Annotated in this window: 20 protein-coding genes, 2 tRNA genes and 1 rRNA gene; 21 read left to right on the top strand and 2 right to left on the bottom strand. The window is 40.3% G+C overall.

Going from position 1 to position 22,506, the window contains the following annotated elements:
- Positions 1 to 388 (top strand): transposase (locus LRP81_RS21175; RefSeq protein ID WP_230504865.1); only part of this gene is annotated, 388 nt, incomplete at its 5' end.
- A gap of 156 nt (positions 389 to 544) precedes the next feature.
- Here the strand turns inward: LRP81_RS21175 and LRP81_RS21170 are convergent.
- Together LRP81_RS21170 and LRP81_RS21165 are read right to left on the bottom strand one after the other, a co-directional pair.
- A tRNA-Glu gene (locus tag LRP81_RS21170) sits at positions 545 to 616 on the bottom strand.
- 9 nt (positions 617 to 625) lie between these two features.
- Positions 626 to 702: transfer RNA gene (locus tag LRP81_RS21165), tRNA-Met, on the bottom strand.
- A 343-nt stretch (positions 703 to 1,045) separates the two neighbouring features.
- Here LRP81_RS21165 and spoIIE point away from each other — a divergent pair.
- The 20 genes from spoIIE to LRP81_RS21065 form a co-directional block, all read left to right on the top strand.
- A complete protein-coding gene (gene spoIIE, locus LRP81_RS21160; RefSeq protein WP_230504863.1) occupies positions 1,046 to 3,538 on the top strand; it encodes a stage II sporulation protein E in 2,493 nt (830 codons plus the stop codon).
- 738 nt (positions 3,539 to 4,276) lie between these two features.
- Positions 4,277 to 5,014 carry a vWA domain-containing protein gene (locus LRP81_RS21155; RefSeq protein WP_230504861.1) on the top strand — a complete coding sequence of 246 codons (738 nt, stop codon included), beginning with the start codon at positions 4,277 to 4,279 and terminating at the stop codon, positions 5,012 to 5,014.
- Positions 4,980 to 5,996 (top strand): serine/threonine-protein kinase, encoded by a 1,017-nt coding sequence (locus LRP81_RS21150; RefSeq protein ID WP_230504859.1) that lies wholly within the window; start codon positions 4,980 to 4,982, stop codon positions 5,994 to 5,996. Before LRP81_RS21155 ends, LRP81_RS21150 begins: the two co-directional genes overlap by 35 nt.
- 165 nt (positions 5,997 to 6,161) lie before the next feature.
- Positions 6,162 to 7,583: a tRNA lysidine(34) synthetase TilS gene (tilS, locus tag LRP81_RS21145; RefSeq protein WP_230504857.1), complete on the top strand. Its 1,422-nt coding sequence runs from the start codon at positions 6,162 to 6,164 to the stop codon at positions 7,581 to 7,583.
- Positions 7,576 to 8,121: a hypoxanthine phosphoribosyltransferase gene (gene hpt, locus LRP81_RS21140; RefSeq protein ID WP_230504855.1), complete on the top strand. Its 546-nt coding sequence runs from the start codon at positions 7,576 to 7,578 to the stop codon at positions 8,119 to 8,121. The genes tilS and hpt overlap by 8 nt, the downstream gene beginning before the upstream one ends.
- Positions 8,122 to 8,208: 87 nt before the next feature.
- A complete protein-coding gene (ftsH, locus tag LRP81_RS21135; protein ID WP_230504853.1) occupies positions 8,209 to 10,140 on the top strand; it encodes an ATP-dependent zinc metalloprotease FtsH in 1,932 nt (643 codons plus the stop codon).
- A 250-nt stretch (positions 10,141 to 10,390) separates the two neighbouring features.
- Complete coding sequence (locus tag LRP81_RS21130) at positions 10,391 to 11,164, top strand: type III pantothenate kinase (protein ID WP_230504851.1); 774 nt, start codon at positions 10,391 to 10,393, stop codon at positions 11,162 to 11,164.
- Between the two features lie 20 nt (positions 11,165 to 11,184).
- Complete coding sequence (hslO, locus tag LRP81_RS21125) at positions 11,185 to 12,066, top strand: Hsp33 family molecular chaperone HslO (protein ID WP_230504849.1); 882 nt, start codon at positions 11,185 to 11,187, stop codon at positions 12,064 to 12,066.
- Positions 12,067 to 12,075: 9 nt separating this feature from the next.
- Positions 12,076 to 13,005, top strand: coding sequence for a peptidyl-prolyl cis-trans isomerase (locus tag LRP81_RS21120; protein ID WP_230504847.1), 930 nt, complete (start codon positions 12,076 to 12,078; stop codon positions 13,003 to 13,005).
- A gap of 93 nt (positions 13,006 to 13,098) precedes the next feature.
- Positions 13,099 to 14,025, top strand: a complete 927-nt coding sequence (gene cysK, locus LRP81_RS21115) for a cysteine synthase A (RefSeq protein ID WP_230504845.1) — start codon at positions 13,099 to 13,101, stop codon at positions 14,023 to 14,025.
- 541 nt (positions 14,026 to 14,566) lie between these two features.
- Positions 14,567 to 15,997 (top strand): anthranilate synthase component I family protein, encoded by a 1,431-nt coding sequence (locus LRP81_RS21110; protein ID WP_230504844.1) that lies wholly within the window; start codon positions 14,567 to 14,569, stop codon positions 15,995 to 15,997.
- A complete protein-coding gene (pabA, locus tag LRP81_RS21105; RefSeq protein WP_230504842.1) occupies positions 15,994 to 16,590 on the top strand; it encodes an aminodeoxychorismate/anthranilate synthase component II in 597 nt (198 codons plus the stop codon). The genes LRP81_RS21110 and pabA overlap by 4 nt, the downstream gene beginning before the upstream one ends.
- Positions 16,577 to 17,476 carry an aminodeoxychorismate lyase gene (gene pabC / locus LRP81_RS21100; RefSeq protein WP_230504840.1) on the top strand — a complete coding sequence of 300 codons (900 nt, stop codon included), beginning with the start codon at positions 16,577 to 16,579 and terminating at the stop codon, positions 17,474 to 17,476. Before pabA ends, pabC begins: the two co-directional genes overlap by 14 nt.
- Positions 17,448 to 18,302 (top strand): dihydropteroate synthase, encoded by an 855-nt coding sequence (folP, locus tag LRP81_RS21095; protein WP_230504838.1) that lies wholly within the window; start codon positions 17,448 to 17,450, stop codon positions 18,300 to 18,302. Before pabC ends, folP begins: the two co-directional genes overlap by 29 nt.
- Complete coding sequence (folB, locus tag LRP81_RS21090) at positions 18,295 to 18,660, top strand: dihydroneopterin aldolase (protein WP_230504836.1); 366 nt, start codon at positions 18,295 to 18,297, stop codon at positions 18,658 to 18,660. The genes folP and folB overlap by 8 nt, the downstream gene beginning before the upstream one ends.
- The gene (gene folK, locus LRP81_RS21085) at positions 18,657 to 19,175 is read left to right on the top strand and encodes a 2-amino-4-hydroxy-6-hydroxymethyldihydropteridine diphosphokinase (protein WP_230504834.1); all 519 of its coding nucleotides are present in this window, start codon (positions 18,657 to 18,659) and stop codon (positions 19,173 to 19,175) included. The genes folB and folK overlap by 4 nt, the downstream gene beginning before the upstream one ends.
- Entirely contained in the window at positions 19,127 to 19,333 is a 207-nt protein-coding gene (locus tag LRP81_RS21080; RefSeq protein WP_230504832.1) for a helix-turn-helix domain-containing protein, read from the top strand. The genes folK and LRP81_RS21080 overlap by 49 nt, the downstream gene beginning before the upstream one ends.
- 23 nt (positions 19,334 to 19,356) lie before the next feature.
- Positions 19,357 to 20,358: a tRNA dihydrouridine synthase DusB gene (gene dusB, locus LRP81_RS21075; RefSeq protein ID WP_230504830.1), complete on the top strand. Its 1,002-nt coding sequence runs from the start codon at positions 19,357 to 19,359 to the stop codon at positions 20,356 to 20,358.
- Positions 20,359 to 20,515: 157 nt separating this feature from the next.
- A complete protein-coding gene (gene lysS, locus LRP81_RS21070) occupies positions 20,516 to 22,006 on the top strand; it encodes a lysine--tRNA ligase (protein WP_230504828.1) in 1,491 nt (496 codons plus the stop codon).
- Between the two features lie 441 nt (positions 22,007 to 22,447).
- Positions 22,448 to 22,506: ribosomal RNA gene (locus LRP81_RS21065) — 16S ribosomal RNA — on the top strand; the annotation flags it as partial.

Below are 22,506 nucleotides of genomic sequence, written 5' to 3'. Positions count from 1 at the left end.
GTATAAAGGGGACACGAGAGAGGGAAAGTACCAGCTCATCATCGCCAATGGAATAACGAAAGAACCAATTGATATTCTTCCAAACCGCTATAAAAATACCATTAAGCATTATCTGCGAAAGATCGGTGCCAAGGTGGAAGTAGTGGTCATGGACATGAGCCATTCCTTTAAGGCGACTGTTCAGCAGGCGCTTGGAAAGCCGGTCATTGTGGCCGAATTCGCAAAGGCTGTCCAGACACTAAAAAACTGGCAGATAGAGATACTGAATAGCTTTAGCTATAACTATTCCAACGGAGGGATTAACAACTTGGTTTTAGAAGCTTTAAGCGTTCGAGCAAAAATACTCTTAACACATAAGTATAAAAGATTGGGTACGCATATTGGATAAGGGTGAAGTAAAAATCACTTCACCCCAACATTTGACGTAGAACCGTTTTTTATCGGCTCGACTTATGCTCGTCGGGACTGAAAAAGGCGCTTCTGCTTTTCTTTTCCAAATACAAAAAACCTGGCAGTGCTTTATGCACTGCCAGGTTTTTTAGGATGACCCGTACGGGATTCGAACCCGTGTTACCGCCGTGAAAGGGCGGTGTCTTAACCGCTTGACCAACGGGCCATATTAAAATGGTAGCGGCGGAGGGGATCGAACCCCCGACCTCACGGGTATGAACCGTACGCTCTAGCCAGCTGAGCTACACCGCCAAGTGTAATAGAGTTAGTTAATATCTGTCGGGACCACTTGATGTTTTCCATAGATATGTCGCGTCCCGGACAAGACACAAGAGTTATCATACTAACTTATCATACATATGTCAATACATTTAATAAATGTAAGAAAAATTAGAACATTTCTCTAGCTATTATTGTGTGAAATTACAAAAACTGATGGAAACAGGTGACAGATGGGATGATATCATGACAGCTTTTCCCCCTTTTTCTATTAATAAGTCGAACTTTTCTTAGGTTTTATGTGGTTCGTTTGACAAATCTTTTCCTTTTCGGCTTGTATAATGACCCCAATAGATAAAATATGGGAGTGGATATTATGCAGGGACTTGAAAGGGATATGTCTGATCCGGTGGCACAACCAAATGTTCATTTGGGGAAACTCAAAAAAACAATGATGAAGTCAATGCATCATACAAAAAGCAAGCTTAGCGCATTTTTGTTTCATCAAGGTTTTTTGTTAGTGCTTATCGGATTTTTGTTGGGACGAGCCTTGATACTAAATGAGATTACGCCGTTTGCTTTACCATTTTTTGCTGCTGTCTATTTTATGAAAAAGAAACGGGCAGGATTGACATTAATAGCATTGCTCGTTGGAGCGCTCACTATTTCCGCCATGACGGCCTTATACATATTTGGTGGCATGGTTCTGTTTATTCTTCTTTTTAAATGGGCACAAGCTCTTAAAGTGGAACCAATTAAATCAATGCCATTTCTGGTGTTTCTCTCGGCCTTCCTCTCGAAGACAACGATGATTTATTTTACAACAGGCATCGTTACCTATGATTGGTTAATGATTAGTGTAGAAGCAGGTCTCGGATTCATCTTGACCCTTATATTTTTTCAAAGTATTCCATTAATAACTGGTAAAAGGAAGAGGCAAACCTATAAAACAGAAGAGATAATATGTCTCATCATCATGTTTGCATCGGTTATGACCGGAACAATCGGCTGGGCAGTTTATGATATGTCTATCGAACATATCTTATCAAGATACTTGGTGTTACTGTTTGCATTTGTTGCTGGAGCAACAATCGGTTCAACCGTTGGGGTGGTCACAGGCTTGATTCTAAGCTTAGCAACGGTTTCTAATTTATATCAAATGAGTTTACTAGCTTTTGCGGGGTTACTTGGCGGTCTGTTACGGGAAGGGAACAAGCTAGGCGTATCGGTGGGATTACTTCTTGGTACTTTACTTATTGGCATTTATGGGGAGGGAATGACGCTGCTTGTACCGACCATTATGGAATCGATGGTTGCTGTTGCCATATTTCTTATTACACCGCAAAAGGCGATTTCCAGTCTAGCGAAACATATTCCGGGAACGGCTGAATATAATGCGGAGCAGCAGCAGTACATGCGAAAGGTTCGGGATGTGACAGCAAATAGAGTGGAGCAGTTTTCTAGTGTTTTTCAAGCGCTGTCGATTAGTTTTTCTAAGAATCATTTTGACCATTCGGACTCTGAGAAGGAAGTGGATCTATTTTTAAGCAATGTGACAGAAAAAACATGTCAAAATTGCTTTAAAAAGGAGCAATGTTGGACGCAGAATTTCCAGCAAACCTATGACTATATGACTCATTTAATGGAGGATACAGAAGAGGGTACTATCAGCCTTAATGTCAAACTAAAAAAGGAGTGGGATCGTCATTGTGTAAAATCCGAAAAGGTAAAGACGGTTATCAAAAACGAGTTAGCCCAATTCCACGCGAGTGAAAAGCTGAAAAAACAATTAATGGAGAGTAGGAGGTTGGTAGCTGATCAACTAATGGGCGTTTCGCAAGTAATGGAGGATTTTGCAAAGGAAATTCAGCGTGAGCGTGAAAATCATTATGTGCAGGAAGAGCAGATATTAGATGCTCTCGGGGCATTCGGGATTGAAATAGAACAAGTGGAAATATACAGCGTTGAGCAGGGGAATGTGGATATTGAGATGACTGTTCCTTATTGCGAAGGGCGAGGAGAGTGTGAAAAACTAATCGCTCCAATGCTTTCAGATATATTGCATGAAAGTATTATTGTAAAAAAAGAAGAGTGCAATGTAGATAATAATGGGTACTGCTATGTGTCGTTTGGCTCTGCAAAAGCATTTGTTGTCGATACCGGTGTTGCTCATGCGGCAAAAGGGGGAGGACTGATTTCAGGGGATAGTTATTCCACTATAGAGTTAGGGCATGGAAAATATGCCATTGCCATTAGTGATGGAATGGGCAATGGGGAGCGGGCGCATTATGAAAGCAAAGAAACCTTAAAGCTGCTTCAGGAGATTTTACAGTCAGGTATAAAAGAAAAAGTGGCGATTAAATCAGTCAATTCGGTATTGTCATTAAGGACAACAGATGAAATATTCACTACCTTAGATCTAGCCATGATAGATTTGCAGGATGCATCGGCTAAATTTTTGAAAGTCGGATCTACGCCAAGTTTTGTCAAAAGGGGAGAACAGATTATTAAAATCGAAGCTAGTAACCTACCAATGGGGATTATTCAAGAATTCGATGTGGACGTCGTTGGTGCCCAATTAAAAGCAGGCGACCTGTTGATTATGATGAGCGACGGAATTTTTGAAGGACCTAAACATGTAGAAAACTACGATTTATGGATGAAGCGCAAAGTATCGGAAATCAAAACGGATGATCCGCAAGAAATGGCAGATTTAATTATGGAGGAGGTAATCAGAACAAGATCTGGTCAAATACAAGATGATATGACAGTAGTAGTTGCAAAAATAGAAAGGAACATACCGAAGTGGGCAGCGATCCCTGCTTATACGTATCTATCAAAAAATCAGCAAATGAAGGAGGCTCTTTAAATGAAGAAAACGCCATTTTTTTCTATAGGAAAAGGTTTACCCGTTAAACAAGAAGAAAAGCTTGCCAGGGGGGATCCGGCCTAATGATGGGGGGATCCTCCTTTTTTGTATGGCTTGTGCTCAAGCTTTTTGTCAAAGGTGACCCCATTTAAAATGAAAGCAGACTAAAAAATGAAGTTGATGAGAAATCCGGTTATATTTGTGCCGATTCTGCATGGAGAGTGAGTCCAATGAAGGGTTTTAAAAGAATACATCAGCATTCTTTAAGGGGAATCCAGAGGAAAATTAAATAATTAAGCAAAACGATGTGAATGCAAAAATAGGAATGTGCATTAGTTTGTATTTGTGGTTTGACGTAGTAACTTGACACGGAGCCTATCAAACGTTCCCCTCTAGCCAAGATGAGAGTAATAACAATATCTGTCTCTACTTAACAAGTCTATCCTACCTCTCCACATAAAGTTACTCTTATTGCACTTTGATTCATGGGCATTTCTGATTATAAGTCGGGAATTGCCAGAATATCAACCACGTTTTTGATTTCTGCGGTGTATTTTTGGAGTCCCCTCTGCTTCTGGTGAGATCAGATATCTCCTCGAGCAGAGTACGAATGATCGGATACTACAGAAAGGACGGGGCGGTGTTTGCCCGGTTTTTCTTGGTTTTAAAAGGTATATTTTCACTATGTTTCGTCCATGATGGCTAATGTAAATTATACGCTACAGGAGGGGACGAAACGTGTATAAGGGAACTTTGAAGCAAATTTTGTTAATTACGGATGGATGCTCCAATTCAGGGCAAGATCCAATTGCAATGGCCGCACTTGCCAAGGAACAGGATATAACGGTGAACGTCATCGGAGTGATGGATGAAGATACAATTGATAAAAAAGGGATGGAAGAAATAGAGGGAATCGCTATGTCCGGGGGAGGAGTAAGTCAAATCGTCTATGCGAAGAACTTATCCCAAACGGTGCAAATGGTGACTAGAAAAGCGATGACCCAAACCCTACAGGGAGTAATCAATAAGGAGCTGCAACAAATCCTAGGTTCAGAATCTTCCATGGAGGAGCTACCCCCAGAAAAACGAGGGGAAGTGATGGAGGTTGTAGACGAGCTTGGAGAGACAGTTTCCCTAAATGTATTAATTTTAGTGGATACAAGTGCAAGTATGAAATCGAAGCTTCCGACCGTGAAAGAAGCATTGCTAGATTTAGCACTAAGTTTGAACGCGAGAATCGGTGACAACCAGTTCTCAGCCTTTGTATTTCCTGGGAAGCGTCAGGAAGTGGAGAAGATTTTGGACTGGACACCAAAATTGGAATCTTTGTCCAGCATTTTTCCGAAGCTTTCAACTGGCGGAATTACTCCGACTGGACCAGCTATTCAAGAAGCTATTCCTTATTTTAAAGAAACACGTAACCTAAGGAGCTTGATTTCCGATGATGAACAATACTATGAAGAATCCGGTAGGTAATCTTCCAAAAGGAACGGTCATTATTGGAAAATGGCATAAACACAAATATACCATCTTAAAAACACTCGGTTACGGGGCGACAGGGTATGTTTATTTAACAGAGGGCCCAAACGGATTCGCTGCTTTAAAAATAAGTGAAAACAGCATGTCTATTACGTCTGAAGTAAACGTCCTGCGTCACTTCTCGAAGGTCCGAGGGTTCTCCCTAGGGCCTTCTTTGTTAGATGTCGATGATTGGGAAAATGGGAGAGTTGGAACAGGGAGATTTTCTTTTTATGTAATGGAATATTTAAAAGGACATGCCTTGCATATCTTTATACAAGGAAGAGGAATGGAATGGACAGGCATCTTGATCTTGCAATTACTGACAGATTTGCAAACTTTACATCAAGAGGGTTGGGTATTCGGAGATTTAAAACCTGATAATCTGATTGTGACAGAATCACCTCCCAAAATACGCCTTCTTGATGTTGGTGGCACTACACTTCAGGGGAGAGCAATAAAAGAATTTACAGAGTTTTTTGACCGTGGCTACTGGGGACTAGGTTCACGCAAGGCAGATGCTTCATATGACTTATTTGCCGTAGCGATGATTATGATTCATATTTGTTATCCAAAGCAGTTTCAAAAAACTGGGGAAGGTGGTTTACACCAGCTTAACGAGTATATTCGCAAAAATGCCTGGCTAAATAAACATGAATCGGTACTGGTCCGTGCTCTCAAAGGCAATTATCAGTCTGCATTAGAAATGAAAATGGATATGTTGGGATTGATGAGCAAGCGACAAGACAATCCTGCATTAAAGCAAAAATATACTCCTCCTCCAACCAATAACCGGTCCACAAAAGCCAAGGTAGCTACAAATGTACATGTACCGCAGAATAAGCAAGGTTCCACAAAAAAAGGATGGACAGAAACAGCCGTATTATTGTCGGCGATATTACTTGCCTATTTTTTCTACCTTTATGGTCAGATAATGTAGTACAAAACGTTTTATTGCAATAATGGTGGGTATAAAGGAATATGGATGTAATATCTAGAAAAAATTAGTAACCTTAAAACAAGCCCCTATTTTTGCAGGAAAAGAAGTGAAATGATAGGATAAGATAGAAATTAATAGAGTAGATTAAAGGAATGGATAAACCATATGTGGAAGAGTGTCTCTACATTTGTAGATCAATATAAACTGATACCATTCAACTCAGTTGTTGTGGTAGGAGTAAGTGGCGGTGCGGATTCCATGGCATTGCTCCATTTTTTAGATTCAATGAAAGAAGCGAGGAACTTAACACTTGTTGTTGCCCATATTGATCATATGTTCCGAGGGAAAGAATCCGAAAAAGACATGATGTTTGTCAAAGAGCAATGTGAGAGGCGAAACTTGTTGTTTGAAGGAGAACAAATCGATGTTACTTCTTACAAAGAGTTGGAGAAGATAAGTGCACAAGTAGCAGCAAGAGACTGTAGGTATGCTTTCTTTAAGAAAGTGATGGAAAAGTATGGAGCGAGTGTGCTTGCCCTTGGACATCATGGAGATGACCAAGTCGAAACCATTCTTATGAGATTAGGAAGAGGATCTTCGATGAAAGGGTATGCAGGAATTTTTCCGAAACGCCTTTTCAACAATGGACATATTGTCCGCCCATTACTCTCGGTGACGAAAGACGAAGTTCTTGCGTATGTAAAAGAGAACGATGTTAGATTTAGGCATGATCCTAGTAATGATAAGGACATGTATCGTAGAAATCGAGTACGTCACCATGTACTGCCTCTGTTAAAGCAGGAATTTCCTAATCTTCATCAGAAATTTCAGTCCTTCAGCGAACAGATTCAGGAAGATGAACAATACTTGGAGGCATTAACTGAAAAGGAATGGAATACCGTTATTAAAAGTAAAGAGAAAGAAAGAGTAGTTTTAAATAGAAAACCTTTGCTTTTAATGGCTAAACCTTTACAAAGACGAGGGATTCAACTAATATTAAACTATCTCTATAATAATGAAATTCCTCCATCTCTTTCCTCTTTACATATTGATAATTTTTTATCCTTATTGGAAAGTGAACACCCTTCAGGAAGTTTGCATTTCCCAAAAGGCCTACAAATCATTAGATCATACCATGAATGTATACTGACATTTGATAAGGTAGAATCTGATGCATACAAATTTCATCTTGAAGTGCCTGGGGTAGTAACGCTTCCGACAGGAGATAGCATCATCAGCGAGATTTGGACACATGCTAAACAAGAAATCTTACAAAATAATCAAGCTGCTTTTGATGTATCCAATACTTCCACACCACTTTATGTTAGAACCCGTATGGAAGGTGACAGGATAAAACTTAAGGGAACAAATGGATCCAAAAAATTGAAAAGTATTTTCATCGACTGTAAAATTCCGAAATTAAAACGGGATACATGGCCAATAATAGTGAATGAAAACAATGAGATTTTATGGATGCCAATGATTAAACGTTCATCTTTTGAAGCAACAGAGGAAACGGTGGGTCCTGTTTTAGTAATTACATGCAAAATGAGTCAAAAGTTTGGGAGGCAGCAAGAAAATGAATAAAGATATTGAAAAAGTACTCTTCTCAGAAGAAGAGCTACAAGTGAAAGTCAGGGAATTAGGCGCTCAATTAACAGAAGATTACACAGATCGTTTCCCGTTGGCGATTGGAGTATTAAAGGGTGCCATGCCATTTATGGGTGACTTGATCAAACGTATGGATACATATTTAGAGATGGACTTTATGGATGTTTCAAGCTATGGAAACTCCACTGTTTCATCTGGAGAAGTAAAAATTCTTAAGGATTTAGATACTTCTGTAGAAGGTAGAGACATTCTTATTATTGAAGATATTATTGATAGTGGCTTGACGTTAAGCTATCTGGTAGAGCTGTTCCGTTATCGGAAAGCAAAATCCATTAAAATTGTAACGCTTCTTGATAAACCAAGCGGAAGAAAAGCAGATATTAAAGCAGACTATGTCGGCTTCATTGTTCCAGATGAGTTTGTTGTAGGGTATGGCCTGGACTATGCAGAAAAATACCGCAATCTCCCTTATATTGGAGTATTGAAACCTGAAATTTATACAAACGCAGAATAATAAGAAACCCAATACGGATTCCTTGAATTGGATTAATTTACTATGATACTATTGGTTTAGTTTTGCTATCGTGGGAGGAGGTAAGGGATGAACAGAATATTTCGAAATACCATCTTTTATTTATTAATATTTTTAGTGATTATCGGTGTTGTGAGTTTTTTCAACAACCCTAATCCGAAAGAAACACCGATCACTTACAACGAATTCATCCAAAAACTTGAAAACAACGAGGTAGAGAAATTCACCATTCAACCTACCCGTTCGGTATATGAGGCGCGCGGTACACTTGAAGGTGCAGGTGAAGGTGAAACATTTGTTTCTGTATTTCCAAACAGTGCTAGTGCTTTAGACCGTGTAGAAACAATTGCAGAGGGACAGAACATTCCTCTGACCGTAGATAAGGCGGAAGAAACGAGTGGTTGGGTAACCTTCTTTACTTCCATTATTCCTTTTGTCATTATCTTTATCTTATTCTTCTTCTTACTTAATCAGGCACAAGGCGGCGGAAGTCGTGTCATGAACTTTGGTAAAAGTAAGGCGAAGCTATATAGTGAAGAAAAGAAAAAGGTTAAGTTTAGAGATGTAGCCGGTGCTGATGAGGAAAAACAAGAACTTGTGGAAGTTGTGGAGTTTTTGAAAGATCCTCGTAAATTTTCTGAGCTTGGTGCCCGTATTCCTAAAGGTGTGCTTTTAGTTGGACCTCCTGGAACAGGTAAAACCTTGCTGGCAAGAGCGGTAGCAGGAGAGGCTGGAGTTCCATTCTTCTCTATTAGTGGTTCTGACTTTGTGGAAATGTTTGTTGGGGTCGGAGCATCACGTGTACGTGACTTGTTTGAAAATGCGAAAAAGAATGCGCCATGTATCATCTTCATTGACGAGATTGACGCAGTAGGACGTCAACGTGGAGCAGGTTTAGGTGGTGGTCATGATGAGCGTGAGCAAACCTTGAACCAACTACTTGTAGAAATGGACGGTTTTGGAGCAAATGAAGGTATCATCATGATTGCTGCCACAAATAGACCCGACATTCTTGACCCAGCATTACTAAGACCTGGACGTTTTGACCGTCAAATTACGGTTGACCGCCCTGACTTAAAGGGTCGTGAAGCGGTACTTAAAGTCCATGCGAGAAACAAGCCACTGTCTGAAAACATTAACATGAAGACCATTGCGATGCGTACACCAGGATTCTCTGGAGCGGATCTTGAAAACTTGTTAAACGAAGCTGCACTTGTTGCGGCAAGACAAGATAAAAAGAGTATTGATATGCTAGATATTGACGAAGCAATTGACCGTGTAATTGCGGGGCCTGCGAAAAAGAGCAGGGTAATTTCCCAAAAAGAGCGCAATATTGTTGCATACCATGAAGCTGGGCATACCATTATCGGTGTTGTACTGGATGAAGCAGACATGGTTCACAAAGTTACAATCGTTCCACGGGGGCAGGCTGGCGGTTATGCGGTTATGCTACCAAAAGAAGACCGCTACTTCATGACAAAACCAGAATTGCTTGATAAAATCACTGGTTTACTTGGTGGCCGTGTGGCAGAAGAAATCCAGTTTGGCGAAGCTAGCACAGGAGCTCATAATGATTTCCAGCGCGCTACAGGAATTGCCCGTAAGATGGTGACAGAATACGGGATGAGTGAGAAGCTTGGACCGCTACAATTCGGTCAAGCAAGCGGCGGACAGGTTTTCCTAGGTCGTGATATCCAAAATGAGCAAAACTACAGTGATGCCATTGCACACGACATCGATATGGAAATCCAACGATTCATTAAAGAAAGTTATGAGCGCGCTAAACAAATTCTTACCGAAAACCGTGATAAACTAGAACTTGTTGCTCAAACATTACTTGAAGTGGAAACACTTGATGCTGATCAAATCAAACATCTTTTTGATCACGGGAAGCTTCCGGAAGTTCCTGTAAAATCAGGAGATGGCGATGATGTGAAGGTCAACATTCACTCCAAAAAAGAAAACGACGATAAAGAATCTGGAAATAACAGACCAGTATAATTAAGACAAAAGGCGTTCGGGATATGACCATTCCGAACGCCTTTTTATGTGGGCTAGATTACGTAAGTATTCCTTTCTCGTCTAAAAATACACTTGCATGCCACCTTGTCTTATGCTTGTCGGGGCTGAACAAGGCGCTTCCGCATTTCGGGTATGTCGAAATTTCCCGAGGAATAATTATTTCTATTGGGTTTGTTAGGTTACCATATAGTATAATAAAACTAATTTTAAATCATGGTGGGGATATTAGATGTTATTTGTCTTGGATGTTGGAAATACAAACACGGTAATTGGTGTATATGAAGGAGAAGAATTAAAGCATCATTGGCGTGTGGAAACGAGCCGTAATAAGACAGAAGATGAGTTTGGAATGATTATCAAATCTCTTCTTGAACATGTGGGCCTTCGTTTTGAAGATTTTGAAGGTATTATTATTTCTTCCGTAGTGCCTCCAATTATGTTCTCTTTGGAAAGAATGTGTCAAAAGTATTTTCATTTAAAACCATTAATAGTTGGACCGGGCATCAAAACGGGCTTAAATATAAAATATGAAAACCCGAGGGAAGTAGGAGCGGACCGTATTGTCAATGCGGTTGCGGGTATCCATCTGTATGGGAGCCCTCTAGTCATTGTTGATTTTGGTACAGCCACAACCTATTGTTATATTAACGAAAATAAACAGTATATGGGTGGGGCAATTGCACCAGGCATTAGTATCTCTACAGAGGCGCTTTATTCTAGGGCTTCTAAGTTACCGAGAATCGAAATTGCACGCCCTGATGGTGTAATAGGAAAAAACACAGTCAGTGCAATGCAAGCAGGAATACTTTTTGGTTATGTTGGACAAGTAGAGGGAATCGTAAACCGTATGAAGAAACAAAGCGATGTTACTCCGAAAGTGATCGCAACTGGTGGACTTGCTTCTCTTATTGGTAATGAGTCGGATGTGATTGATATTGTAGATCCGTTTTTAACACTAAAAGGTCTTCATTTAATTTATTTAAAAAATACTAAAGGTGATTGATTGGAAAGGAGCATACAATCTTGTCAGACTATCTTGTGAAAGCATTAGCATTTGAAGGACAGGTCCGTGCTTATGGAATTAGGACGACCGAAACGGTAGGGGAGGCCCAGCGTAGACACGATACATGGCCGACTGCATCTGCTGCACTCGGGAGAGCAATGACTGCCTCTGTTATGATGGGTGCAATGTTAAAAGGCGACAATAAAATGACAGTCAAAATTGAAGGTGGCGGACCGATTGGATCCATATTGGTTGATAGTAATGCCAAAGGACATGTCAGGGGATATGTAACGAACCCCCATGTGCATTTTGACTTGAATCAGCATGGGAAATTGGATGTTGCAAGAGCGGTAGGGACAAACGGTACCTTATCCGTTGTAAAAGATTTAGGATTGAGGGAACATTTCTCTGGTCAAACGCAGCTTGTGTCAGGAGAATTAGGAGAAGACTTTACATATTACCTCGTTTCATCTGAACAAGTCCCATCAGCTGTTGGTGTTGGCGTGCTTGTTAATCCTGACAATACCATTCTTGCTGCAGGTGGTTTTATCATCCAACTGCTACCGGGAACATCAGAAAAGACCATTTCTATTATTGAAGAAAAGATAACGAATATGACACCAGTCTCCAAGCTGATTGAAAAGGGATTGACTCCAGAAGAATTATTAGAAGAAATTCTTGGAAAAGGGAATGTGAAGTTTTTAGAGACAATGCCTATTAATTTCACTTGTACTTGTTCGAAAGAACGCTTTGAGCAAGCACTTATTTCTTTAGGGGCAAAAGAATTAACGGAAATCATTGAAGAAGAAGGACAAGCTGAAACACACTGCCATTTCTGTAATGAAAAATATTTGTTTAACAAACCAGAACTACAGGCCATGAGAGATCAAGTGATGGGCTAGGGGGCACATATGAACCAGAAGAAGCGATTAAAGCAAAAATGGGTTTGGCGGATTATTTACGGTCTGGTCATCATTAACTGCCTCACATTGGCTATTGTTATCAAACAGTCTTTTTCCTTGAAAGAGGCTTCTGAGGCAAGCGCGTTTGTAAACGGACAGTCGAATATAATAGCGACTGTTGGCGATACAGTCATCACGAGAAAAGATATGTTAGAAGAACTAGAAGGAATGTATGGACAAGAAATGCTCACCAAAATGGTGAACAACGAGGTAGTCAAACAAATTGCGGGAAAATATAAGGTGAAAGTTTCAGATCAGTCAGTAGATCGAGAATGGAAAATGATAAAAACGATGTATAGCAGATCGCCATTACATTCAAATTCCTCAGAAGAACTTTGGAAGGAACAAATTCGTTCTGGACTTTTGTTAGAAGAATTACTTATAAAGGATGTCACGGTACCTGAAGACCAATTGAAAAGCTTTTATGAGGAGAATAAACCATTATATACAATAGAGGATTCCTATCATCTGTCACATATAATCCTTAATACAAAAGCAGATGCGGATGCAGTTGTTCAAGAGTTGAAGGATGGCTCTAATTTTTCTACTCTTGCCATGGAAGTTTCTACAGATGAGCTTACGGCAAATCAAGGAGGAGATATTGGTTTTTTAACTCATGAAAGCCAAGTCTACCCTTCAGAATATATCACTGAGGCATCAAGCTTAAAGGAAGGGTCTTGGAGTGAACCTATTAATGTTGGTGAGGGATTTGCCGTCATCTACTTACATGAAAAGGTTAATGGGAATGTATATTCTTTTGAAGATGTAAAGGATCAGATTCGCAGGCAACTGGCAATGGAACAAATGGAAGGGAATATGGATGCTTCTATCTTTTGGGAGGAAGCTGGGGTGGAATGGAACCTTTCTGGCAAACAATAAGTCGAAGTGAATAATTTGACAATTCAGATTAAATGGTGTTAAATGGGATTAATCCGACAAAAACACTAAGTTTTAAAGACAGGGGGAAAAATGATGGTACGAGTAGCAAACTCGATTGCTGAGTTAGTTGGGAGCACTCCCGTCGTAAAGCTAAACCGAATTGTTGAAGAAGATATGGCAGAAGTGTATTTAAAACTGGAATTCATGAACCCGGGAAGCAGCGTAAAAGACCGTATTGCACTTGCAATGATTGATGCTGCGATAGAAGAGGGGAAACTTAAAGAAGGCGACACCATCATTGAGCCGACAAGTGGAAATACTGGAATCGGGCTTGCAATGATTGCCGCAGCAAAAGGATTGAAAGCAGTACTCGTAATGCCGGAAACAATGAGCCTTGAAAGAAGAAACCTATTACGTGCTTATGGTGCTGAGCTAGTACTTACTCCTGGACCTGAAGGAATGGGAGGAGCAATCCGAAAGGCAGAAGAACTTTCAAAAGAAAAAGGTCTTTTCATGCCACAACAATTTAACAACCCAGCAAATCCTGAGATTCACCGTAAAACAACCGGAAAGGAGATTACTGAACAATTTCCTAACGGTTTAGATGCCTTTATCTCAGGTATTGGAACCGGTGGTACAATCACAGGTGCTGGTGAGGTGCTAAGAGAAGCTTATCCAGGTATTAAAATTGTCGCAGTGGAACCAGCCGACTCTCCAGTACTATCAGGTGGTAAGCCTGGTCCGCATAAAATTCAAGGAATCGGAGCAGGATTCGTTCCATCTATTTTAGATACCGATATCTATGACCAAGTAATTACCGTCAAAAACGAAGAAGCCTTTGAATATGCCCGTTTAGCAGCAAGACAAGAGGGGTTACTAGGCGGAATATCTTCCGGAGCAGCCATTTCTGCAGCATTGCAAGTGGCAAAAGAACTCGGAAAAGGAAAAAAAGTTCTTGCGGTAATACCAAGCAACGGAGAACGCTACTTAAGCACGCCGCTATACCAATTTGAAGAATAGACAATGCGTACAAAAGCCCAAGAATGTTGAGACATTCATGGGTTTTTTTGTGCTTTGCATGAAATTTGGACTATTAAAGAAAAGAATTAAAAGGGTTCCTGTTTGCCTCCAAGGGTAGGTGTCCACTCGAGGGTAAATGGTTTGGATTCACTTTTGACAATCAGGTAATTATCATTAAGATATTAGATTCACCTCGAAAGAAAATGGGTTTACCTCCAAAGATATGAGAAAGTCCACGAAAAGTTTTGTGTTTACCACTAAAAGTTTAGGAAACAGTTCCAAAGGATTTCGGTTTACCTTCAAAGATGCTCGATCCCTCACGCAAGGATGCCGGTATACCTCCAAAGTTGCTCTAACCCTCACGCAAGGTTTCTGATTTATCTCCAAAGATATGAACATCCCCCCAAAAAAATCTTTTCAAAATTTACGCAGCGTCCTTCATTGCCTCGTTATCATTGAATACAAAGTTTTTCTAGTGTAACCATTCCTTCTTTTCATGTAAAATAAGGATAGAATGTCAATTAGGAGCGTGACAGCAAGAATGCAGAAGGTACCTGTAGGAATAAAAGTCGAATTGAATGAAAAAGAGTGGTTCAAAAAGTATAAAGAGTTGGCCAAGAATAAGCCATATCATGTTTTGTTGGAGAGTGGCCGTGGTGGTAGGTATCACATTATCGGACTTGATCCGGTGGCTTCCCTAAAAGGAAAAGGGGAAGAGTTGCATATAGACTACCTAAATGGGTCTACACAAAAGAAGACGGGGAATCCCGTTCATTTGTTGCAGGAAATCCTTTCAAAAAGATCCACGAAACGTCTTCCTGGATTCCCAGATTTTACTGGCGGGGCAATTGGATATTTGTCATATGATTGTGTTCGGTTAATTGAAAATCTTCCAGCTCTTGCAGATGATGACCTTGGGTTACCTGATTTGTATTTCTTGTTGTTTGATGATGTGTTCGTTTATGACAAATTGGACAAGATGCTTTATTTAATAACACATGTGGAAAAGGGATGCGAGGCGCACGGGAATGAGCGTTTAGAGTTGTACCGTCAGCAATGGACAGATACTAGCGCAGAAACGGTATATCCATATGTAGGAAGCCATCATACAATTTACGAGCGAGAAGTTTCTCTGACAGAGGGTGCTTTTATGAAGGCTGTGGAAAAAGTACAGTCTTATATTGCCCAAGGGGATGTTTTTCAGGTTAATCTTTCGGTAAGACAAGGAGAGCCTTTGCGCACTCATCCGATGGAAATCTATACAGCACTTAGACAAATTAACCCCTCCCCTTACATGGGGTATCTTCAGTTCCCGGAATTCCAGCTTGTGAGTGGATCCCCAGAACTTTTAGTGAAGAAAAAAGGGGACATTGTGAGTACTCGTCCAATTGCGGGGACAAGATCTAGAGGAAAGACAGATAAAGAAGATCAAGAGCTGGCAAAGGAGCTTATTGATAATGAGAAAGAACGTGCTGAGCATGTAATGTTAGTAGATTTAGAGCGGAATGACCTTGGACGTGTATGCCAATACGGTACGGTTGAAGTAAACGAGTTTATGGCAATTGAAAAATACTCCCATGTGATGCATATTGTCTCGAACGTGCAAGGAGTACTTGCGGCAGGTAAACAAAATTCAGATATTATTGAAGCAACTTTTCCTGGAGGGACGATAACAGGGGCACCTAAAGTACGTACAATGGAGATTATAGAAGAACTTGAGCCGGTCAGGCGTTCTATATATACTGGTTCCATAGGGTGGCTTGGTTATGATGGGGAGATGGAGTTGAACATATCCATTCGAACCATGGTGGCCAAAGATGGAATGGCATATGTGCAAGCAGGTGCTGGTGTGGTCATTGATTCTGTGCCTATACGTGAGTATAAAGAATCCTTAAAGAAAGCGGCAGCCCTATGGAGAGCGAAAGAGCTGAGTGAAGAAGAGCAAAAAAATAGAGCAGAGGTGAGCGTATGATTTTAATGATTGATAATTACGATTCTTTTACGTACAACCTAGTACAATACTTAGGTGAGCTTGGAGAAGAATTAATAGTAAAAAGAAATGATGAAATTACGATTGAGGAAATAGAAACGTTAAATCCCGAATTTATCATGATCTCTCCTGGACCTTGTTCTCCGAATGAGGCAGGAATTAGTCTGGATGTAATTAAATACTTCGCAGGCAGGAAGCCGATATTTGGAGTTTGTCTTGGGCATCAATCCATTGCTCAGGTTTTTGGTGGAGATGTTGTACGGGCGGAGAGATTGATGCACGGCAAGACGTCGGAAATGCATCATGATGGAGAAACTATTTTCCGAACATTGCCAAATCCATTTGTGGCAACAAGGTATCATTCGTTAATTGTGAAAAAAGAGACATTGCCGGAGTGCTTTGAGATTACAGCTTGGACAGATCAGGATGAAATAATGGCTATCAGGCATAAGGAACTACCGATAGAAGGAGTGCAATTTCATCCGGAGTCTATCATGACCTCTGTAGGAAAAGAATTGCTCCGAAACTTTATTGACACCTACTCCAAGAAAAAGGTTTACGATGATTGTTTATAAAGATGGTGACTGGAAGCCAATTGAAGAAACACAAGTATCTGTTATGGACCACGGGTTTTTATATGGGGTAGGTTTGTTTGAAACCTTCCGAACGTATAATGGAGTGCCCTTTTTATTGAAAGATCACCTTAAACGATTACGAGTTGGCTTGGAATCTGTGTATATTGACTGGCAGGAAGCAGATAATGATATACAAGCACTCGTAACGGAAGCGTTATTACGAAATGAGGTAATAGATGGAATCATTCGGTTAAACGTTACAGCGGGTATTAGTAACTGGGGGTTGCCTACAGAGACTTACAATGATCCATCTCTACTTTTATTTACAAGACCTGTTCCGAAAAGCGGTTCCGACTTAAAGGCTGGTGTGTTTCTCGATTTACGCCGAAACACACCAGAAGGAAAAACAAGATTGAAATCCCATCACTACTTAAACAATCTTTTAGGAAAAAGAGAGCTTGGGTCACAAACCGACATTGAAGGAATTTTTTTAACAGAAGAAGGCTGGATTGCAGAAGGTCTTGTGTCTAATATCTTTTGGATAAAAGATGGGACATTATATACCCCAAGCCTTGCTACAGGAATTCTGAATGGGGTGACCCGTCAGTATATATTACATCTTGGGATGTTGCTCGGTTTAAATATAGAAGAGGGTTTTTTTGCAAAAGAGGATTTGCTTTTCAGTGATACGGTCTTTTTCACCAATTCTACACAAGAGCTTATCACTTGCAAGCGAATAGGTGATAAAGAGTTTCCAAATGAATCTATCTGGGTGACTCGAATAAAAGAATTATATCAAGAAAGTACAGAAAGACAGTTGCTGTCATACGAACAAGCAAAGAAGGTTGAAATGATAAATGGGAAATATAAACTTGTATCAAACTAAGTTGACTTGTGGTTCCTTTGAGCTGCCGCTTGGAGAAAGAACCTTGATTATGGGTATATTGAATGCAACTCCAGATTCGTTTTCTGATGGTGGGAAATATAATTTGGTGGAAAATGCTGTAGAACGGGCGAAAGAGTTGGTAGAATCGGGCGCTGATATATTAGATATTGGTGGGGAATCTACAAGACCAGGTGCCGAAAAAGTAAGCCTTGAGGAAGAACTGGACCGGGTGATACCTGTCATCCAGGCTATCTCCAAAGAGGTAAGTGTACCTATTTCTATTGATACGTATAAAGCGGAAGTAGCCAAGAAAGCTATTGAAGCAGGGGCGCATATCATTAATGATGTGTGGGGGGCAAAGGGAGACCCGGTCATGCCTAGCGTTGCCGCGGACCTCCAAGTGCCTATCGTACTTATGCATAACAGGAATGAGCGGAATTATCAACAATTGATTCCTGACATGATTGCCGATTTGTTTGAAAGCATTACGCTTGTTAAAAAAGCGGGTGTTAAGGATGAGAACATCATCTTAGATCCGGGTATCGGTTTTGCGAAAACATTTGAAGACAACATACAAGTCATGCAAGAACTTGAACAATTCCATACTTTGGGATATCCGGTCCTGCTCGGTACATCACGTAAACGATTTATTGGCCATGTCTTAGATCTCCCTCCAGAAGAGAGAATGGAAGGGACAGGAGCAACGGTGTGCCTAGGTATCCAAAAGGGATGCCAAATTGTCCGCGTCCATGATGTGAAAGAAATAACACGTATGGCAAAGATGATGGATGTTATGTTATCTAAAGGAGGGCTAACCCTTGGATAAAATATATGTAAATCAGATGAAGTTCTATGGATATCACGGCGTTTTTCCGGAAGAAACTAAACTAGGTCAGCGTTTTACGGTAGATTTGACCATTGAATTAGATTTATCTCAAGCCGGGAACACAGATGATCTTACGAAATCGGTTAATTATGCAGACCTTTATCAGGCATGTAAAAAGGTTGTCGAGGAAGAAACGTATAAACTTGTGGAAACAGTAGCTGAAAGGATTGCCGCGGAAATACTGACGTCCTTTTCTATTGTAAGCAGCTGCACAGTAAAGGTAATCAAGCCGGACCCTCCAATACCTGGCCATTATGATTCTGTTGCAGTAGAAATAACAAGAGGTCAGAAACGGTGAATGTATCCTATATAGCCCTTGGCTCTAATCAAGGTGACAGGTTGGAGTACCTGCAGGAAGCCATACTGGCAATAGATAACCACGAAGAGGTTACGGTTGTGGAGGAATCTTCCATTTATGAAACAGACCCGGTTGGTTATATCGATCAGGATATGTTCTTGAATATGGTAATTAAAGTAAAAACTAATCTATCTGCGCACGATTTGTTAAAGGTTCTACAACAATTTGAACATGTTTTTGGTAGAAAAAGAGAAATTCGCTGGGGTCCCCGAACTTTAGACCTTGACATTTTACTATTTAACCAAGAAAATATGGAAACAGAAGAGCTAATTGTACCTCATCCTAGAATGTGGGAACGTGCTTTTGTTTTTGTTCCATTAATGGAGATTGCGGATAGGATAGACCTACCCGAAACGATAAATAGAAAAGAACTTCTTGAACAACAAGAAAGAGAAGGGGTACGCATATGGAAGCTGAAAAATGGGGAAGACGTATCCGGGCATACCGAAAGCTGAAAGGATATACCCAAGAATCATTTGCAAAGAATCTTCATATATCCGTCTCTGTTTTAGGAGAGGTAGAGCGAGGTAACCGTGTACCTTCCGACGACCTTGTTCAATTAATTGTACAGGAGTTAAATATCTCAGTGGAAGAGCTCGTGCCACCGGAATAAGTAAGAGAGGAGGTAAAGCATTAATGTTGAAAATCGGCGATATCACCATGAAGAATCAAGTAGTATTAGCGCCAATGGCAGGAGTGTGTAATGCGGCATTCCGCCTTACAGTCAAAGAATTCGGAGCGGGCCTTGTGTGTGCGGAAATGGTAAGCGACAAGGCAATTCTCTATAAAAACGCTAAAACGATGGGAATGCTATATATCGATGAGCGTGAAAAGCCTCTTAGTCTTCAAATCTTTGGAGGAGAAAAAGATACCTTAGTGGAAGCAGCTAAATTCGTAGATAAAAATACAACTGCAGACATCATTGATATAAATATGGGTTGTCCTGTACCGAAAATCATCAAGTGTGATGCAGGTGCAAGATGGCTGCTTGATCCTAATAAAATATATGAAATGGTTTCGGCTGTCGTAGATGCGGTCGACAAACCAGTTACGGTTAAGATGCGTATCGGCTGGGATGATGAACATATCTTTGCGATTGAAAATGCGCGCGCCATTGAACGTGCAGGCGGTCAAGCTGTAGCTGTTCACGGTCGTACAAGAGTGCAAATGTATGAAGGACATGCAGATTGGAACGTCATTAAACAAGTAAAAGATTCCGTAAGTATCCCTGTTATTGGAAACGGTGACGTAGAAACTCCACAGGATGCCAAACGCATGCTGGAAGAAACAGGTGTGGATGGTGTCATGATTGGACGTGCAGCACTAGGTAACCCTTGGATGATTTACCGTACGGTTCATTATTTAGAAACAGGGGAGCTTGTTGGAGAACCATCTGTACGTGAAAAGATGGATGTATGTAAACTGCATTTAGATCGCCTTATCGACCTAAAAGGGGAAAATGTGGCAGTCCGTGAAATGAGAAAACATGCTGCGTGGTACCTAAAGGGGATCCGTGGCAATGCCATAGTTCGAAATGCTATTAACGAGTGTACTAGCAGGTTGGACTTAGTGAACCTCGTTGACAACCTTGTGGAAGAATCAGAACAAAAAGAAGCAATGAACTTTCAAGTAGGCTAACGAATCACTTCTTGCGAAAAAGGTAAAACTGCCAGTAAGTTGTTGCTGGCAGTTTTAGCTTTATTTATAGTTGGAAAGTCTATATGATAGATAAAAGAAATGCTTCTACATAGTTTTACAGATAAACATTACAATTAACAGTTGGAGTTGATATAGAATGAGTCAAGAAGAATTAAATTTGAATGACCAATTGATGGTAAGGCGGGAAAAGCTACAAAAGCACCGTGACAAAGGTTTAGACCCGTTTGGAGCAAGATTTGAACGAACTGCTGATTCCAAGCAACTAATTGAGCAATACGGTGACTTGGAAAAAGATCAACTTGATGAACAAGAAATCTCTGTAACGTTAGCAGGTCGCATCATGACAAAACGTGGGAAAGGAAAAGCTGGTTTTGCGCATGTTCAAGATCTAACAGGTCAAATCCAGTTATACGTCCGTAAAGATGCTGTTGGGGACGATGCATACGAAGTGTTCAATGCAATTGACCTTGGTGACATCGTCGGAGTGACAGGATATGTATTCAAAACAAATGTTGGGGAACTATCTATTAAAGCGACTTCTTTTGAACTTTTATCCAAAGCATTACGTCCTCTTCCAGAAAAATATCATGGTTTAAAAGATGTAGAACAACGCTATCGCCAACGTTATCTGGACCTTATTACAAATCCGGAAAGCAGAGAAACATTTATTGCCCGTTCTAAAATTATTCAAGCTATGAGACGCTACCTTGATAATAACGGTTATCTAGAAGTTGAAACACCAATGATGCACTCCATCGCTGGTGGTGCATCCGCGCGTCCATTTATTACACACCACAATACACTTGATATGACATTATACATGCGTATCGCCATTGAACTACATTTAAAGCGACTTATTGTAGGCGGTTTAGAAAAGGTGTATGAAATCGGCCGTGTTTTCCGTAATGAAGGTGTATCGACAAGACATAACCCTGAATTCACGATGATTGAGCTTTACGAAGCGTATGCAGACTATAAAGATATTATGAGTTTGACAGAAAACCTAATTGCACACATTGCAAAAGAAGTGCTCGGAACAACGAAGGTTCAATATGCTGACAGCGAAATTGATCTTACTCCTCAATGGGCGAGACTCCATATGGTGGAAGCAGTTAAAGAAGCTACTGGTGTAGATTTTTGGAAGCAAATGACAGATGAAGAAGCACGTGCTCTTGCAAAAGAACATGGTATTCAAGTAACAGAACATATGCAATTTGGTCATATTCTGAACGAATTCTTTGAGCAAAAAGTTGAAGAAACTTTGATTCAACCTACATTCATATATGGACATCCGGTGGAAATTTCTCCGCTTGCTAAGAAAAATAACGATGATCCACGGTTCACTGACCGCTTTGAGCTGTTTATTGTGGGGCGTGAGCATGCAAATGCATTTACAGAGCTTAACGATCCTATCGATCAAAAAGAACGCTTTGAAGCGCAATTGAAAGAAAAAGAACAAGGAAATGATGAAGCGCATGAAATGGATCATGACTTCATTGAAGCGCTTGAATACGGAATGCCGCCAACTGGAGGCCTTGGTATTGGAATTGACCGACTAGTAATGCTATTAACAAACTCTCCTTCTATAAGAGATGTATTGTTATTCCCACAGATGAGACATCGTTAATAGTAGAATTCAAAAAGCATCACCTAACTAAATGTGTTAGGTGGTGCTTTTTAGTTATTTCATTAGTAGGGAATGAGTGGCGAAGGTTATTCGAGAACAACAAAGAATGATTTCTAAAATTCTGCTTGGAATTATAAGACTATTACAACTTTATCATTTTATAAAATTAATTGAAAAAACCTATTGCCTTTGGGTGCGGAGGGTGGTATATTAATATTCGTTGTCACAACAGAAACACTTCTTCAAAAAAAGAACTGAAAAAAGTTGTTGACATCACAATGGAGAATTTGGTAAGATAATAAAGTCGCTTTTGAAAGGCGGCTGAATAAATGCTCTTTGAAAACTAAACAAAACAACAGCGTCCACGTTAACTTTTAACAGTTAACATGAACGAAATTAAGTAACAAGCTAGCAAGATTTTTGAGCAACAGCTCAAACTCTTTATTGGAGAGTTTGATCCTGGCTCAGGACGAACGCTGGCGGCGTGCCTAATACATGCA

The sequence above is a fragment of the Sutcliffiella rhizosphaerae genome, from assembly GCF_917563925.1.
Lineage (GTDB): Bacteria > Bacillota > Bacilli > Bacillales > Bacillaceae_I > Sutcliffiella_A > Sutcliffiella_A rhizosphaerae.
The sequence above is the reverse complement of the archived record's forward strand: the minus strand, read 5'-3'. Positions and strand labels throughout refer to the sequence as shown.

Coding starts and splice junctions, on each gene's coding strand:
- spoIIE (WP_230504863.1), top strand. CDS start 1,046: ATGCAGGGACTTGAAAGGGATATGTCTGATCCGGTGGCACAACCAAAT.
- LRP81_RS21150 (WP_230504859.1), top strand. CDS start 4,980: ATGATGAACAATACTATGAAGAATCCGGTAGGTAATCTTCCAAAAGGA.
- tilS (WP_230504857.1), top strand. CDS start 6,162: ATGTGGAAGAGTGTCTCTACATTTGTAGATCAATATAAACTGATACCA.
- hpt (WP_230504855.1), top strand. CDS start 7,576: ATGAATAAAGATATTGAAAAAGTACTCTTCTCAGAAGAAGAGCTACAA.
- ftsH (WP_230504853.1), top strand. CDS start 8,209: ATGAACAGAATATTTCGAAATACCATCTTTTATTTATTAATATTTTTA.
- LRP81_RS21130 (WP_230504851.1), top strand. CDS start 10,391: ATGTTATTTGTCTTGGATGTTGGAAATACAAACACGGTAATTGGTGTA.
- LRP81_RS21120 (WP_230504847.1), top strand. CDS start 12,076: ATGAACCAGAAGAAGCGATTAAAGCAAAAATGGGTTTGGCGGATTATT.
- cysK (WP_230504845.1), top strand. CDS start 13,099: ATGGTACGAGTAGCAAACTCGATTGCTGAGTTAGTTGGGAGCACTCCC.
- LRP81_RS21110 (WP_230504844.1), top strand. CDS start 14,567: ATGCAGAAGGTACCTGTAGGAATAAAAGTCGAATTGAATGAAAAAGAG.
- pabA (WP_230504842.1), top strand. CDS start 15,994: ATGATTTTAATGATTGATAATTACGATTCTTTTACGTACAACCTAGTA.
- pabC (WP_230504840.1), top strand. CDS start 16,577: ATGATTGTTTATAAAGATGGTGACTGGAAGCCAATTGAAGAAACACAA.
- folP (WP_230504838.1), top strand. CDS start 17,448: ATGGGAAATATAAACTTGTATCAAACTAAGTTGACTTGTGGTTCCTTT.
- LRP81_RS21080 (WP_230504832.1), top strand. CDS start 19,127: ATGGAAGCTGAAAAATGGGGAAGACGTATCCGGGCATACCGAAAGCTG.
- dusB (WP_230504830.1), top strand. CDS start 19,357: ATGTTGAAAATCGGCGATATCACCATGAAGAATCAAGTAGTATTAGCG.
- lysS (WP_230504828.1), top strand. CDS start 20,516: ATGAGTCAAGAAGAATTAAATTTGAATGACCAATTGATGGTAAGGCGG.